The sequence below is a fragment of the Shewanella sp. LZH-2 genome (genome assembly GCF_016859145.1).
Taxonomy (GTDB): domain Bacteria; phylum Pseudomonadota; class Gammaproteobacteria; order Enterobacterales; family Shewanellaceae; genus Shewanella; species Shewanella xiamenensis.
Window position 1 is genome coordinate 3,335,801 of the sequence record NZ_CP069350.1, and the last position, 14,873, is coordinate 3,350,673.

General features: G+C 46.6%; 16 protein-coding genes. 13 read left to right on the plus strand and 3 right to left on the minus strand.

The window, feature by feature from the left end; genetic code table 11:
• Nucleotides 1–29: 29 nt before the first annotated feature.
• The 5 genes from JM642_RS14690 (at nt 30) to JM642_RS14710 (ending at nt 3,120) form a co-directional block, all read left to right on the plus strand.
• On the plus strand, nt 30–1,019 hold the full coding sequence (locus JM642_RS14690) for a cobalamin biosynthesis protein (protein ID WP_203432067.1): 990 nt from the start codon (nt 30–32) through the stop codon (nt 1,017–1,019).
• A gap of 55 nt (nt 1,020–1,074) precedes the next feature.
• The gene (locus tag JM642_RS14695) at nt 1,075–1,452 is read left to right on the plus strand and encodes a DUF2721 domain-containing protein (RefSeq protein WP_037415657.1); all 378 of its coding nucleotides are present in this window, start codon (nt 1,075–1,077) and stop codon (nt 1,450–1,452) included.
• Entirely contained in the window at nt 1,449–2,075 is a 627-nt protein-coding gene (locus tag JM642_RS14700) for a trimeric intracellular cation channel family protein (protein ID WP_037427599.1), read from the plus strand. Before JM642_RS14695 ends, JM642_RS14700 begins: the two co-directional genes overlap by 4 nt.
• Nucleotide 2,076: 1 nt before the next feature.
• Entirely contained in the window at nt 2,077–2,568 is a 492-nt protein-coding gene (locus JM642_RS14705) for a nuclear transport factor 2 family protein (protein ID WP_203432068.1), read from the plus strand.
• A 123-nt stretch (nt 2,569–2,691) separates the two neighbouring features.
• Nucleotides 2,692–3,120, plus strand: a complete 429-nt coding sequence (locus tag JM642_RS14710) for a hypothetical protein (protein WP_037427601.1) — start codon at nt 2,692–2,694, stop codon at nt 3,118–3,120.
• 160 nt (nt 3,121–3,280) lie between these two features.
• On the opposite strand, the gene tyrS is transcribed toward JM642_RS14710, so the two are convergent.
• Nucleotides 3,281–4,477 (minus strand): tyrosine--tRNA ligase, encoded by a 1,197-nt coding sequence (gene tyrS / locus JM642_RS14715; protein WP_037415520.1) that lies wholly within the window; start codon nt 4,475–4,477, stop codon nt 3,281–3,283.
• 126 nt (nt 4,478–4,603) lie between these two features.
• On the opposite strand from tyrS, the gene JM642_RS14720 reads away from it, so the two are divergent.
• The 5 genes from JM642_RS14720 to JM642_RS14740 all read left to right on the plus strand — a co-directional run bounded on the left by JM642_RS14720 (nt 4,604) and on the right by JM642_RS14740 (nt 9,245).
• Nucleotides 4,604–6,001, plus strand: a complete 1,398-nt coding sequence (locus tag JM642_RS14720; protein WP_037427603.1) for a peptidoglycan DD-metalloendopeptidase family protein — start codon at nt 4,604–4,606, stop codon at nt 5,999–6,001.
• A 20-nt stretch (nt 6,002–6,021) separates the two neighbouring features.
• Nucleotides 6,022–7,131 (plus strand): anhydro-N-acetylmuramic acid kinase, encoded by a 1,110-nt coding sequence (locus JM642_RS14725; RefSeq protein ID WP_203432069.1) that lies wholly within the window; start codon nt 6,022–6,024, stop codon nt 7,129–7,131.
• A gap of 406 nt (nt 7,132–7,537) precedes the next feature.
• Entirely contained in the window at nt 7,538–8,233 is a 696-nt protein-coding gene (gene aqpZ, locus JM642_RS14730) for an aquaporin Z (protein ID WP_037427605.1), read from the plus strand.
• A 156-nt stretch (nt 8,234–8,389) separates the two neighbouring features.
• On the plus strand, nt 8,390–8,770 hold the full coding sequence (locus JM642_RS14735) for a DUF2750 domain-containing protein (RefSeq protein ID WP_037415505.1): 381 nt from the start codon (nt 8,390–8,392) through the stop codon (nt 8,768–8,770).
• A 19-nt stretch (nt 8,771–8,789) separates the two neighbouring features.
• A complete protein-coding gene (locus JM642_RS14740; protein ID WP_037415501.1) occupies nt 8,790–9,245 on the plus strand; it encodes a hypothetical protein in 456 nt (151 codons plus the stop codon).
• A gap of 104 nt (nt 9,246–9,349) precedes the next feature.
• Here the strand turns inward: JM642_RS14740 and erpA are convergent, their stop codons facing one another.
• Nucleotides 9,350–9,700, minus strand: a complete 351-nt coding sequence (gene erpA / locus JM642_RS14745; RefSeq protein WP_011071517.1) for an iron-sulfur cluster insertion protein ErpA — start codon at nt 9,698–9,700, stop codon at nt 9,350–9,352.
• Nucleotides 9,693–10,499: a DUF6776 family protein gene (locus tag JM642_RS14750; RefSeq protein ID WP_047537771.1), complete on the minus strand. Its 807-nt coding sequence runs from the start codon at nt 10,497–10,499 to the stop codon at nt 9,693–9,695. The genes erpA and JM642_RS14750 overlap by 8 nt, the downstream gene beginning before the upstream one ends.
• A 74-nt stretch (nt 10,500–10,573) precedes the next feature.
• On the opposite strand from JM642_RS14750, the gene JM642_RS14755 reads away from it, so the two are divergent.
• The 3 genes from JM642_RS14755 (at nt 10,574) to hemL (ending at nt 14,847) form a co-directional block, all read left to right on the plus strand.
• Nucleotides 10,574–12,298, plus strand: a complete 1,725-nt coding sequence (locus JM642_RS14755; protein ID WP_203432070.1) for a chloride channel protein — start codon at nt 10,574–10,576, stop codon at nt 12,296–12,298.
• A gap of 210 nt (nt 12,299–12,508) precedes the next feature.
• The gene (locus JM642_RS14760) at nt 12,509–13,528 is read left to right on the plus strand and encodes an aspartate carbamoyltransferase (RefSeq protein WP_037415482.1); all 1,020 of its coding nucleotides are present in this window, start codon (nt 12,509–12,511) and stop codon (nt 13,526–13,528) included.
• Nucleotides 13,529–13,554: 26 nt separating this feature from the next.
• Nucleotides 13,555–14,847, plus strand: a complete 1,293-nt coding sequence (gene hemL / locus JM642_RS14765) for a glutamate-1-semialdehyde 2,1-aminomutase (protein ID WP_037415480.1) — start codon at nt 13,555–13,557, stop codon at nt 14,845–14,847.
• The last annotated feature ends 26 nt before the right edge of the window (nt 14,848–14,873 follow it).

Below are 14,873 nucleotides of genomic sequence, written 5' to 3' on the forward strand. Positions count from 1 at the left end.
AACAAAAGCATATTTGTGGAAAGTACCTGATGAACAGCTCTTTTTATCAACAACTTGTCGAAATTGATGGCGCTTTGTTTGAAGGCTTCTTGGTACTTTTCTTAGCTTTATTACTGGCGCGTTTAGCGCCATTACCCAGAGAAATGCAGCCACTGATTTGGTTTAGTCACTTATCCAAACAACTCGCAGCCAAAGTCAATCGCCCCGGGCGCGCGCCCAGCCAACAGGCAACCGCTGGCTTTTTAGCCATGTTGTTACTGGTATTCCCCTTCTGGGCGATTATTACTTTTTTGCTCGAGCTCGCAGCCTTCCCATGGTTTTTTGAGTTTTTAGTGCTGTATCTGTGTTTGAGTGATGCAGGCTTTAGCCAAGTGGCCGACGAAATCGCTAAAGCATTAAACCGCGAGGATAATGCCAGCGCAAAAAAGTTATTACAGCCGTGGGTTATCCGTGATACGGATAATCTGTCGGAAGTAGGCTTAACCAAAGCGACGATAGAAAAACTAGCTACAGCGCCGATTTACGGCACAGCATCGACTATCTTCTTTTTTGCGATCGCGGGCGCGCCTATGGTGCTGGCGGTCAGAATGATTAAACAACTCGAGCTCAGCTGGCCACCTATACAACCTAAATATCAGCATTTTTGCAGCACTGTGAATATTATCTCAACGGTACTACTGGCAATACCCGCTTGGTTATGGAGCCTATCTATTGCGATTCAGGGTGGCCCTAAAGCCTTGGCATTACTGTTTCGCACCTCTAAAAATCATCCCGCCCTACGGGGTTATGTGATGAGTGTGTCCTTAGTGGCGAATATTTTACGGATTGAATTAGGCGGACCGCAGAAGTTTTCGGGGCAACGCATTGATGTGGCGAAGATAGTCTATGGCCCACAGCCGCACCATGAGAGTATTACCCCAGCAGTAAAACTCACCTCACGCGCCTGCGTAATTTGGTTTAGTTTTATCACGCTTCTTCCCTTCCTTTGGGCGGGTTTACGCTGGCTACAAACCCTGTGATATGATGCCTCTCATCTTAACATTAGGTTAAAGGCTGACTATCTTGTTCGAAAACATGCATGTCTCATTAACAACTCCTGCGTTGTTATTTCCGGCAATTTCTTTGCTATTACTTGCTTATACCAACCGATTCTTTGCACTGGCAGCATTGATCCGTCAGTTAAGTAACGGCGACAAACCCGTGCATCAGGATCAGATTAAAAACTTAAGTCAGCGGATCAGGATTATTCGCCGCATGCAGGAAGCTGGTGTATCGAGTTTTGCCCTGTGTGTGCTCTGTATGATTTTTATTTATATCGGTTTTAACAAGACTGGCTCCATCATCTTTGGTGCCAGCTTGTTACTCTTACTTTATTCACTGATTTTATCTGTCATTGAAATTCGTATTTCTGTGGATGCGCTGAATATCCATATCAAAGAGATGAGTAAATGAACCATTGGATTTACTTCTTCGATTTATGTGGCACAGCAGTATTTGCCCTTTCCGGCGCCTTAGCTGCAGGACGTCATCGCATGGACCCCTTTGGGGTGATAGTGCTTGCATCGGTCACTGCTGTAGGTGGTGGCAGTATCCGTGATGCGCTGATTGGTGCCACACCCGTGTTTTGGATCCGCGACCCGAACTACATCATAGTCATACTCGCCACTGTCCTAGCTTGTTTGCTGTTAGTACGCCGACCACGCAAGATGCCGGAGTATACGCTCCCCGTAGCTGATGCCTTAGGTTTAGCCCTGTTCACTGTGATTGGTGCAGAAAAAGCCCTCAATATGGGGCTAAGTGGCATGATTGCCGTCGTGATGGGCTTGATCACAGGCGTTGGAGGAGGCATTATTCGAGACTTACTGTGCCGACAAATCCCTATGGTGTTGCGCACAGAAATCTATGCCACGGCCTCAATTATCGGCGGTATTGGTTATACCGTAAGCTTAGCCTTGGGTATGGGCGAAAAAACGGCACTGTTTTTAGCCATGACCAGTGCATTAATGATCCGCCTATGCGCCATCAAATGGCATTTGTCGTTACCCGCCTTTGATCTCAAAACCAAGAGGGAATAGTTTGCGAATATTGTGTCTTTTAGTCTGCCTTATGTTTATTCCAGCGCTGTTTCCTGTGTCTGTACATGCAAACTCAGGGGAAATGCCTGCGGAACAACAGTTAGCCATCAAATATATGAACGCGCTCACTGAACACGACTATAAAACACTCGGCAAATTCTATAACCGCGATAGTATTTTCTTCGATAAAACTGCCAATCGTAAATACACGGGTGGTCGTTTTATTATCGACTTTTTCGAGCGCGCCCATGAGGGAGTGCTCGAATATGATTTTAATATCGAGCATATGTATAACGCGGGCTCATTAGTGGTGATGATTGGTAACTATCACTTTAAGGGGCCTGGGGAGCAATTTGGTAAGCCCGGCAAAATCATTGATGTCGCTATCCCTGGCGTGACTAGCCTTAAACTTGATATGCGCAACTATAGAGTCGCAGAGCATGTGGATCTGATTGACTATCAGACAATGTCAGACCAATTAGCGATGCAATAATCACAAAATTTCGCTTTGATTGAAACTTGAGCCCTAAAAATGAGTCGAAATCTACAATGAGTCATGCGACTGAACCATGGCGCTGAATGCCTAATTCGTTCGTTTAGTTTCAATGAGGTTTGTATGAAGTTTTTTGGACTGATTGCCCTGCTCGCCCTAAATGCTTTGATACTCGTGCCCAACGCACAAGCGCAGCAGCCGATTATTGTTTCCTATGCGGTGCAACCTGTAAGCCATTTCAATCAACAACTGCGTGTTGCCCAAGCACAACATCAAGCTTGGAGTGAAGATCCCAAAACCATAAGTAACCAATACGCGGGGCAAAAGTTCACCCTAGTTCGGACCCAGCCGACAAAGTATGGAATATTGACCTATCAAGTGAGTGAAATATCTAAACAACATCCACAAATGCTGTTGATTTTATCACTCAAAAAAGATGCCCAACGCTGGCAGGTCGATTCAGCTCAACTAGCTTGGAAGTGTCGTGATGGCCAGCATTTTGGCACCGACAGATGTAATATTGGTGAACATGAGGCCAGTACGGCACCTTAAGCCTGCATCTCACATGTAGCCAGCACCAGATAAAATGCAGATATAAAAAGAGCGCCCTTAGGCGCTCTTTTTACTACTTGGTAAGTACTTATTAACCGTAATAAGCACTTATTCACTGTACTCGAGTCGTGATATTCGATTCAAGCTAAACTCAGATTAGTTAAACCAGAGTCACTTTCGCAAACTTACGCTTACCGACTTGGAATACGGCAACCGTGCCAGCGCTTAAGGTCATACGGCTATCGTCAACCTTCTCACCATCCATCTTCACCGCGCCTTGCTTGATCATACGCATCGCATCGGAAGTCGAACCGACTAAGTCGGCATCTTTAAGTAAGTTAGCAATCGCTAAGCCTTCACCCGCCGCTAGTTCAACCTCTGGGATATCATCTGGGATAGCGCCCTTTTGGAAACGGTCAATAAAGGCTTGATGGGCACTTTCAGCAGCGGCTTCGTCGTGGAAGCGCGCGATGATTTCCTTCGCGAGCGCAATCTTGGTATCACGAGGGTTAGCACCGTTGGCGATATCTTGTTTGAACTGTTCAATCTCGGCCAAGGGACGGAATGACAGCAACTCAAAGTAGCGCCACATTAATTCGTCTGAAATCGACATGATCTTGCCGAACATTTCATTGGCGGGCTCACTCACACCAATGTAGTTGTGCGCCGATTTAGACATTTTCTTCACGCCATCTAAACCTTCAAGCAGTGGCATCATAATCACAGCTTGTGGTTTTTGGCCTTCGGCTTTCTGTAACTCACGACCCATTAATAGGTTGAACTTCTGGTCAGTCCCCCCTAATTCAACGTCGGCCTTGAGCGCTACAGAGTCATATCCTTGCAGTAGCGGATACATAAATTCGTGGATAGCGATTGATTGACCCGATGCATAACGCTTCTTAAAGTCATCACGTTCCATCATACGAGCAACAGTTTGCTGTGAGGCTAAACGAATCATCCCAGCCGCGCCTAATGGCTCTAACCAGCTCGAGTTGAACTCGATACGCGTTTTTGCAGGATCAAGGATTTTATAGACCTGCTCTTTATAGGTCTCGGCATTGGCTAACACTTGCTCACGAGTCAGTGGTGGACGAGTGCTGTTTTTACCACTTGGATCACCCACCATACCGGTAAAGTCACCAATTAAGAAAATGACCTCATGACCTAACTCTTGGAATAATCTTAACTTATTTAAAATTACTGTGTGTCCAAGATGGATATCCGGTGCAGTAGGATCTGCGCCTAACTTGATACGAAGTGGACGTCCTTCTTTGAGTTTTTCCAGCAGATCCGATTCGAGTAGGATCTCGTCGGTACCACGTCTAATTTCTGCTAATACTTGGTCTAAATCAGCCATCTCGGCGGGGACTCCTAAGGCCATAGTCATAAAATGAGGAGACTTATGTTACTTGTTAGCCACCACAATTGAAAGTGTGTACACTAACGGGATTATTCAAGCCTTAGGTTATCGGTATCGGCGTCAATGGGAAAGGTTATAACGTTATTTAAATTGTTGCCTAAAAAGCATCAAATTCTCCTCAGCATTCTTTCTGTTATCACAATGATAACCTTGCTCTTTCCATCTGAAGAAGCCCAAGCTTCAAGACAAACTCAAGGTATTGCAGATCATCAAGTCAACACCCGTTACGATGTGCCCTTAGCCTTTCGCTCACCAGAGCGTCCAGAAGGCATTGAAGGACAAACACAGGATGAGGCAAATCAAGCCACAGCCTTGTCTTCAGTAGACGCGTTAGCTGCGGGTAATCATTCAGCCCCCGAAACCCTAGAGAGCGCCCACCATAGGGATGTTGAGCATTTTAATGTTAAGAATGGCGATACTTTAGCAGCCGTTTTTGAGCGAGCAGGACTCACCAGCAAAGATGTATATGAAATCACTCAGTTACCGCTCGCCAAGCAGAATCTATTAAAAATCATTCCCGGCGAAGAAATTGTGATCTCTAAGGACGTCAATGGTGATTTAACCGAAGTGCGCTACCGTGTTGATGCGATATCAACCTTAGTGATCACTAAAGATCACGACAGGTATTTTGAAAAAATCACCGAAAAAGACATTGAAATTCGCACTCAATTCACCAGCGCGAAAATTAAGAGTAACTTCTGGAACGCTGCCGTAGATGCGGGCTTAAATGCTAACCAAATTATGCAACTCTCGACCGTGTTTGGCTGGGATATCGACTTTGCCTTAGATTTACGCGAGGGCGATAGCTTCGCCATTATCTATGAGCAAGAGTATGCCGAAGGCGAGTTTTTACGTAATGGCAATATCTTAGCTGCGGAGTTTATTAACCAAGATGAGCGCTACACTGCAGTGCGCTACACCGACGGTAACTACTATTCCGAAAATGGTACAAGTATGCGTAAGGCATTCTTACGCTCACCGGTTGACTTTAAATATGTCAGTTCAAACTTTAATCCTAGACGCCTGCATCCAGTGACAGGACAAGTTAAAGCTCATCGTGGTGTTGACTATGTTGCCGCAATTGGCACCCCCATTAAAGCGGCAGGCAATGGACGAGTTATCGAATCCGGCTACAATCAATTTAATGGTAACTATGTGTTCATTAAGCACAACGATACCTACACGACCAAGTATTTACATTTGACCAAGCGTAATGTCAGCAAAGGGGCTAGCGTTAAGCAGGGGCAAATTATTGGCACATTAGGCAAAACAGGACGCGTCACGGGTGCTCACCTACACTATGAATTTATCGTCAATGGGGTGCACCGCAATCCAAGAACAGTGGATTTGCCCAAGGCCGAATCAATCGCCCGTAAAGAAAAATCTCAATTCGATACTATCAGCAAACAGTTGATGGCAAGCATTTCACAGAACAAGCAAACCCAATTGGCGATGCAATAACGACGGATGGATCCCATCAAATGAACAAGGCTTATTATATTGGACTGATGTCAGGCACCAGTATGGATGGTGTCGATGCTGTGCTAGTAGACTTTGCGGGCGAACAGCCGCAGCTGATTGCAACGCATACCGAGGCGATCCCGAGCCATTTGCTCAAAGGATTACAACGCCTGTGTCTGCCAGGCAATGATGAAATCAACCGCCTTGGCCGCCTAGACCGCAGTGTTGGCAAATTATTTGCTCTTGCAGTCAATAACTTGCTCGCCAAAGCCATGATAGCCAAAGAAAACATCATAGCAATTGGTAGCCATGGCCAAACTGTGCGCCATATGCCAAATCTTGAGGTAGGTTTTACCCTGCAAATTGGCGATCCCAACACCATAGCAACCGAAACGGGCATAGATGTGATTGCCGATTTTCGCCGCAAAGACATCGCCTTAGGCGGCCAAGGCGCGCCATTAGTGCCCGCATTTCACCAGCAAACCTTTGCCCAAGTCGGAAAAAAACGCATCATCCTCAATATTGGTGGTATTGCCAATATCACCTATCTGCCGGGTAATAGCGATGAAGTCTTAGGTTTTGATACTGGGCCGGGCAACACCTTAATTGATGCCTGGATTCAGCAAGTAAAGAATGAACCCTATGACAAAAACGGTACTTGGGCAGCATCGGGTAAAACCGATCAACAGCTACTCGCGCAATTGTTGTCGCACCCTTATTTCTCCCTCGCCTATCCCAAGAGCACGGGGCGTGAATTGTTTAATCAGGCTTGGTTAGAGCAGCAATTATCGGCGTTTAATCAATTAGATGAAGAAGATATTCAATCGACACTGCTCGATTTAACCTGTCACAGTATTGCCCGCGACATCCTTAAACTCGCCCAAACAGGGGAATTATTTGTCTGTGGTGGTGGCGCTTTCAATGGCGAGCTAATGCAGCGTTTAGCAGAGTTACTGCCGAATTATCATATCGATACCACCTCAGCACTCGGAGTCGATCCTAAATGGGCCGAAGGCATCGCCTTTGCATGGCTTGCGATGCGCCATCACTTAGGCCTGCCAGCCAATCTACCCGCCGTCACTGGCGCCTCCCGCGAAGCCGTTTTGGGTGGACGTTTTAGCGCTAAGTAACATTAATGGACACAAATGCTCTCGAGTATTTGTGTCCTGATGATTCTCTTCTTCTATCGACTAAATCACTTTTAATAAAGCCAATTCAAAAACACTGCCAACAACCAATATCCCCTCACATTAAAGTTATCTTTGTCTTTGATATTAATCTAAATACTTAAAACCCATCTATGCTTGATCACAGTTGTGTCATACAAACTTGCTAAAGTGGTTGTTAACTAAGCCGTAAACACGCAAAGCCAGGTTGTGATGGTCTACAGAGATCCGAACAATCTGCGGGCACAACACTTCAATTAAGGGAATGGTTATTTATCTAGCTACACTTAACCAGCAAGATAAACAATGGTTTATGCAATGGCGTCAAAAAGCCATACCGGCATCAATCGACTGAATAGGAAATCAATCAATGAATATGTCACAAAAAATGGCGGCAGAATTTTTGGGCACTTTGTGGCTGGTGCTCGGTGGCTGTGGCAGCGCAGTACTGGCAGCAGCTTTTCCTGAGGTGGGGATAGGCTTACTCGGAGTGTCACTCGCCTTTGGCTTAACCGTTCTCACTATGGCCTTCGCGATTGGTCATATCTCAGGTTGCCACCTCAACCCGGCGGTATCATTTGGACTCTGGGCTGGCGGACGTTTTCCAGCATCGGAACTGTTGCCTTATATCATTGCCCAAGTAGCGGGTGGTATTGTCGGTGCAGGAGTATTGTATTTAATCGCCTCAGGGCAAGAAGGTTTTAGTCTCGCGGCAGGTTTTGCTTCTAATGGCTTTGGTGAACATTCTCCAGGCGGCTATAGCATGATATCGGTAATGATCTGCGAAATTGTAATGACCTTATTTTTTCTACTCGTCATTTTAGGCTCAACCGATGAACGAGCGCCTAAAGGCTTTGCCCCGATCGCTATTGGTTTATGCTTAACCCTAATCCACCTCATCAGTATCCCTGTATCTAACACCTCAGTAAACCCTGCCCGCAGCACAGGCCCAGCGCTATTTGTTGGTGATTGGGCCGTCTCACAATTATGGCTATTTTGGGCAGCTCCGATCATTGGTGCCATTTTAGCGGGTGTTATCTACCGTTATTTCAACGCTGCCAAGTAATCCCTCTATGCCAACAGCGCTTTAGCTGCGCTGTTGTGCTTTTTCAAACCCCGCTCTAATGTTACCATCTTGGCAACTGGTGAGTTTTGCTGTGCCCACGTTTTTACTTTTGTGGCACGACAGGCTTCGCCCTATTCACGCATAAGAGATATTTTCATGAGCAAGACTGTTAAAACCTTTGCAGAAGCCGCTGGCATGACTCCAGAAGCGCGTTACGACTACCTCGTTGAACAAATCAAGCAACATAAAGTGTTATGGACGCTTCAAGATCAAGATGGTTGCGTAATGCTAACCACTGAAGATGAAGACTGTATCCCAATGTGGCCAACCGAAGAAGCGGCTGAATCTTGGGCAGTCGATGATTGGAGCGACTGCCAAACCTTAGCGATTCCCTATGATGAATGGCATGAACGATGGGTACCCGGCATGGAAGATGACGATCTGTTCGTTGCCGTATTCCCTGTACAGGACGACTTAGGTGTGGTGATCCCACCCTATGAGTTAGATCAACGTCTAGTCACTAAACAAAGCCACTAATCCACAAGGGCAAACCACAATGTCGCTGAGCGAGCAAGAATCCTCTTTGGCAACGCAGGCTACGCCACCCTTGGCAAAAGCCCGTTTACCTAAACGCTTAATTGCTTTGCTGCTACTTTATGTCGCAGCATCGGTAAGCGGTTTAATCGCCAAACAAGGGGTACTTTTCTGCCTGTTAACCCTATTGATGGTGCTCGGGATTATAGGTCGCCAAAAGGCTGGGCTAATTATGCTAAGAGGTTATACCTTAGTGCAGTTAGCATTAGTAAGTATGCTGCCAGTACTGTTATACGATCCTGACAACCTCGTCGCAGGACCAACCACAGTGCACCTTGGTCAGTGGCAGGGAAAACTACCTGACTATGTGATTTTTACTGTGTTGATTGTCTTATCTTTATTGCAGGTTTGGATTGCATTCGATAAGGACGTTAAAGCTTGGTTTAAACCCAAGTTAAACCTCAATATTATGAACTAACGGCCTATACCAACGCAGCTCAGTAGATCATTACCAATAAAAAAGCCGTCTTCTCGACGGCTTTTTTATTTTCTATATCAGCTAACTACATTTGTAACACAAGCTTATACAGAGAAACTTGCACCACAGCCACAGGTGGTTGTGGCATTAGGGTTCTTCACAAAGAAACGCGAACCTTCGAGACCTGAAGTGTAATCCACTTCACCGCCAACGAGGTATTGTAAGCTCATGGGATCGACGACCAATTGGACGCCTTGTTTCTCAACAGTGAAGTCGCCTTCATTGACCTTTTCATCAAAGGTAAAGCCGTACTGAAATCCAGAACAACCACCGCCAGTAACATACACGCGTAGCTTAAGTGCAGGATTTTGCTCTTCTTCCAACAAGCCTTTTACCTTAGCGGCTGCCGCATCGGTAAATTTAATTGGCATTGTTGCGTCAGCTTGATCAGTCATTACTACCTCTTACATCAGTTTTCTGGGGCAAATTATCCGTTACCTGACTATTTTGTTCAAGTATTACCCGCGGTTCTTTTTCACCCTGTAATAATTCAGGGACACTATAGACATGTTCTGTCTGCGAATTTTTAGTCCAGCGGCTCGAAGGCACCACCACTTTCACTTTGACTTGCACCACATTAAAGCCAGCTGGCACAGTAACTTTGGTATCTATGACCTGAAAATAGCGAAAATCAAATTCAAGCTTAGAACCCGTGAGTTTGTTCACACTTAACTCAACAGATTTACCATCTTGCACACCAATAAGCGTGATTTCGGTGCGGCCTTGAATCGCCTGCTTACGTTTTTGCAGCTGAGTCAAAATCAGTTTGAAATTATATTCATCAACCAAGGCCCCTGGCGTCATTTCAAGGCCATGGATAGCCACACCTTCAGCGTTGTCATCTGGTGACATAATGCTGCGATAAAAGGCTAATTCGTGCTCTAGCTCTTTTTGTTTTTTCATCTGCTGTGCAAACATATCTTGCATTTGCGCATTGGCTTCGCGTTCAACAGATAGCTCTAAATTGCGGGTAGCGAGTTCCTGGGTTTGCAACTCAAGTTCAGCGGTAACACGTTGTAATTTACCCCCACCAATGTGCTTCACGACAGCTTCATCACTGTTTAATACAATAAAGCTCACCCAAGCACCCAATAAAAATGCTACAAAAACTAATAACAATAAATACTTGGTCGATGGACGATACTTTAAATCCATGACTTGCAGCCGGTCTAGCCAACGATGATAATTTGGCATTAGGTAACAGCCCCTTATATAAAATACAATCAACTCAAGAACGAGTTCGATACAATACAACTCAGGCCAATGCAGTGCAATTAACGATAAATAAAGCCGCGATTCAAGACGCTATCAGCACAGCTAAAAAGTACTTAACTAACGAGCTACGTGATCATTTATCTCAAGCCAAGATCAGTGCGCAGCTGTGCTTACTGGCCTTGTTATTCGCCATCTTCGCCTCCTGCGTGATCCTGTTGTTTCGACTCTTACTCCAGTGGGCAAACCATTACACCCAAATCGAGACGCAGGATTTTACGGGTAACATCACCGACTGGCGAGCATTGTTGCCACTTTTTGGCGCCTTGTTGATCTGGATTGTCGCCAAACTCGGCTCTAAACGTTACAAGCGCATGGGGATTGCCTATGTATTACATAGGGTTAAATTGCATTACGGCAAAATCCCCTTGCAATCTGCTGCAGGGCAATTTTTTCAGGCCTTGTTTGCCTTAGGGACTAATTTTTCGGTAGGCCGTGAAGGCCCCGCCATTCACCTTGGCGCCGTAAGTGCCAGTGTTCTAGCCGAAAAATTTAATCTTCCCGATAATAGTGTGCGAATTATGTGCGCCAGCGGCATTGCAGCTGGGATTGCCGCCACCTTTAACGCCCCGCTAGCAGCAGTGATTTTTGTACTCGAAGTGATCGTGCGCGAGTACAAAGTGCATTACTTCTTCCCGATTATGCTATCCGCCATTTGCGGCGCGGTTTCCAGCCAGCTGGTGTTTGGCAATGTGCATGAGTTTGACCGCATTCAGGTGATCCATATTCCATTGGATCACTATCCGATTTTAGCCCTTGGCGGTATTGCACTAGGCTGCGCCGCCGCCTTCTTCAATTACACGCTCCTTAAAGTCACTGCCACGGGGCAAAACTGGCCACTGATTTATCGGCTCTTGCTGGCGGGAGGTATCACCACCCTGATTGGCTTAATCTTGCCGCAGGCGCTGGGCACTGGAGATTTAGCGATCAGTGAAGCCATTAGCGAGCATCCCAGTTTATTGCTGTTAATCGCCCTGCTTGCCGCAAAGATTATCGCCACCATTGCGGCGATAGGGCTTGGGATCCCGGGCGGATTGATTGGCCCGCTCTACGGCATCGGCGCCTTAATCGGTGCCATCTTAGCCTTAGTCAGTGCGATGTTATTCCCTTCGATTGCGCCTTACGTTGGCCTCTATACAGTGATAGGCATGACTGCCATGATGGGCGTTTGCCTAAGTGCGCCGCTCGCTGCATTAGTCGCGCTGCTCGAAATGACCAACGATGCCAGTATTATTCTGCCCGCGATGTTTGTCACAGCTCCCGCATTTTTGATTGCCTATCAAGGTTTTAAAACTAACTCTATCTTCTTCAAGCAGTTAGAAATTATGGGCTTAGGCTATAAAGTGGCCCCAGTGAATTTGGCGCTACAGAAAAAAGGCGTGCGCGCCCTGATGGATAAGCGCTTCGTTATCGTCAACAACAACGATGAGCTACTGCTCGAGGTGTTAAAACGCGCCGAAGGTCGCCCTGTGTTAGTACGTAATGCCGATGGGGTAATAGAAATGCTCAGCCTTGAGATGCAATCCTTTGATGACAACATCACCCTCTCACGCCATCCCATGCAGGGACTGAGTGATACCAAAACCTTAGATGAGGTCTATTCAATACTGTCACCCAAGCGCAGCGGTGAAGTCTTTATCTATCAAGACACGCCAGATAACGTGGTAGGGGTGATTAGTTGGCCGAACCTACAGCAAGAAATTCGCTCAGGCCAAGTCTAAGCCAAGTCACAGACTAAACAGTCAACCAAGAGTGGATTGGATTCACAAAATCCTGTTGTTTCACTGTAAAAATACACTACAGAGGCAAGGGTACTATTTCGCTGCCTTGGTGCATCTGTTACAATCGCGCCTCAGCCACCCTACATAACATTAGGGCTACGAGCGCAATATCTGCACTTGAACGCCCCCTAGCAATTGGAAAACAGGCTGATGAACCAGTTCGAAGGATCCCACATCCTCTCCGTAAACCAGTTAGATCTTGATTCAATCCAAACTATTTTTAATGTCGCCCACCGCATGATGCCCTATGCACTTCGTGAGAAGCGCACAAAAGTGCTCGAAGGCGCCATTTTAGGTAACCTGTTTTTCGAGCCAAGTACCCGTACCCGCGTCAGTTTTGGCTGTGCCTTTAACTTACTCGGCGGCCATGTGCGTGAAACCACTGGTATGGCCTCTTCGTCCTTATCTAAGGGTGAATCCCTGTACGATACCGCCCGCGTACTCTCAACCTATTCCGATGTGATTGCGATGCGCCACCCTGACTCTTACTCTGTCAAAGAGTTTGCCGAAGGTAGCCGCGTCCCCGTAATCAATGGCGGTGATGGTTCGAACGAGCACCCAACCCAAGCATTGCTCGATTTGTTTACCATTCAAAAAGAGTTAGGTCATGCTGGCCGCGGTATCGATGGCATGCATATCGCTATGGTCGGTGATTTAAAGTTTGGCCGCACCGTGCATTCATTGTCGCGTTTGCTGTGCATGTATAAGAACATCAGCTTCACACTGATTTCACCAGCTGAATTAGCTATGCCTGATTATGTGATCTCAGACATTGAAAATGCTGGCCATAGCATCAAAATAACAGACCAGCTTGAAGGCCACTTAGATAAAGCAGATATTCTTTATCTGACCCGCATTCAAGAAGAGCGCTTCCCATCCCAGGAAGAAGCAAACAAATACCGCGGTAAATTCCGTTTGAATCGCAGTATTTACACCCAACATTGCAAATCTAACACAGTGATCATGCACCCGCTGCCACGGGATTCGCGTGCGCAAGCTAATGAGTTAGATAATGATTTAAACAGCCATCCTAATCTCGCTATCTTCAGACAGGCGGACAATGGACTGTTAATTCGTATGGCACTGTTTGCATTGACACTCGGGGTTGACACACAACTCGAAAAATATGAGTGTCCCGTTAATTGGTATTCACGTAAAGCCGATCGCTAATCGGCTACATACTTTAAGGACTTAACATGACCCGTTCCGAAGCGCTATTTGAACAGGCTAAAAAAACCATCCCCGGCGGTGTTAACTCTCCGGTTCGTGCATTTAACGGTGTAGGTGGCTCACCCCTGTTTATTGAAAAAGCTGATGGCGCTTATATTTACGATGCCGATGGTAAAGCTTATATCGACTATGTAGGCTCTTGGGGCCCGATGATCCTCGGCCACAACCATCCGAAGATCCGTGAAGCCGTATTGGCTGCGGTACATAATGGTCTGTCTTTTGGCGCGCCAACTGAGCTTGAAGTGCAAATGGCTGAGAAAGTGATCGCCATGGTACCTTCTATCGAGCAAGTCCGTATGGTGAGCTCAGGTACTGAAGCGACCATGAGTGCAATTCGCTTAGCGCGCGGTTTTACTAATCGTGACAAGATCTTAAAATTTGAAGGCTGTTACCACGGCCACGCCGATTGCCTATTAGTGAAAGCAGGTTCCGGTGCATTAACCTTAGGCCAACCCAGCTCTCCTGGTATTCCTGAAGATTTCGCAAAGCACACCTTAACTGCTGTGTATAACGATCTGGATTCTGTTCGTTCGCTGTTCGAGCAATATCCAACTGAGATTTCTTGCATCATCATCGAGCCCGTTGCTGGCAACATGAACTGCATTCCACCTATCCCAGGCTTCCTCGAAGGTCTGCGTAGCCTGTGTGATGAGTTTGGTGCGCTGCTGATTATCGACGAAGTGATGACAGGTTTCCGTGTATCAAGAAGTGGCGCTCAAGGTCACTATGGCGTTAAACCAGACTTAACCACACTCGGTAAAGTCATCGGTGGCGGTATGCCTGTAGGTGCATTTGGTGGCCGTAAAGATGTGATGCAGTTTATCGCACCAACTGGCCCTGTATACCAAGCAGGCACGCTTTCAGGTAACCCTATTGCGATGTCAGCGGGTCTAGCACAAATGGAAGCTCTGTGTGAAGAAGGTCTGTACGAAGCGCTGAGCGCTAAAACCAAGCGCATCGCCGAAGGCTTTAAAGCGGCGGCTGATAAGCACGGCATCCCAATGGCGATCAACTATGTTGGCGGTATGTTCGGCTTCTTCTTTACTGAGCAAGAGCAGATCACTCGCTTCGACCAGGTGACTAAGTGCAATATTGAGCACTTCCGCACTTTCTACCATGGCATGTTAGATGAAGGCGTTTACTTAGCACCGAGTGCTTATGAAGCTGGCTTCCTGTCGATGGCCCATGGCGAAGAAGAATTGCGCCTCACGCTTGAAGCGGCTGATCGCGTATTAGCTCGCATGAAAGCGGCAATGTAAGCGAGCGCTTAAAATATCAAGGGACG

Bases quoted from the DNA above. Each gene is read 5' to 3' on its own strand.
- JM642_RS14740 (WP_037415501.1), top strand. From the start codon at position 8,790: ATGTCGCTGAGCGAGCAAGAATCCTCTTTGGCAACGCAGGCTACGCCA.
- JM642_RS14735 (WP_037415505.1), top strand. From the start codon at position 8,390: ATGAGCAAGACTGTTAAAACCTTTGCAGAAGCCGCTGGCATGACTCCA.
- JM642_RS14710 (WP_037427601.1), top strand. From the start codon at position 2,692: ATGAAGTTTTTTGGACTGATTGCCCTGCTCGCCCTAAATGCTTTGATA.
- JM642_RS14720 (WP_037427603.1), top strand. From the start codon at position 4,604: ATGGGAAAGGTTATAACGTTATTTAAATTGTTGCCTAAAAAGCATCAA.
- hemL (WP_037415480.1), top strand. From the start codon at position 13,555: ATGACCCGTTCCGAAGCGCTATTTGAACAGGCTAAAAAAACCATCCCC.
- JM642_RS14725 (WP_203432069.1), top strand. From the start codon at position 6,022: ATGAACAAGGCTTATTATATTGGACTGATGTCAGGCACCAGTATGGAT.
- JM642_RS14690 (WP_203432067.1), top strand. From the start codon at position 30: ATGAACAGCTCTTTTTATCAACAACTTGTCGAAATTGATGGCGCTTTG.
- JM642_RS14695 (WP_037415657.1), top strand. From the start codon at position 1,075: ATGCATGTCTCATTAACAACTCCTGCGTTGTTATTTCCGGCAATTTCT.
- aqpZ (WP_037427605.1), top strand. From the start codon at position 7,538: ATGAATATGTCACAAAAAATGGCGGCAGAATTTTTGGGCACTTTGTGG.
- erpA (WP_011071517.1), bottom strand. From the start codon at position 9,700: ATGACTGATCAAGCTGACGCAACAATGCCAATTAAATTTACCGATGCG.
- JM642_RS14760 (WP_037415482.1), top strand. From the start codon at position 12,509: ATGAACCAGTTCGAAGGATCCCACATCCTCTCCGTAAACCAGTTAGAT.
- tyrS (WP_037415520.1), bottom strand. From the start codon at position 4,477: ATGGCTGATTTAGACCAAGTATTAGCAGAAATTAGACGTGGTACCGAC.
- JM642_RS14700 (WP_037427599.1), top strand. From the start codon at position 1,449: ATGAACCATTGGATTTACTTCTTCGATTTATGTGGCACAGCAGTATTT.
- JM642_RS14750 (WP_047537771.1), bottom strand. From the start codon at position 10,499: ATGCCAAATTATCATCGTTGGCTAGACCGGCTGCAAGTCATGGATTTA.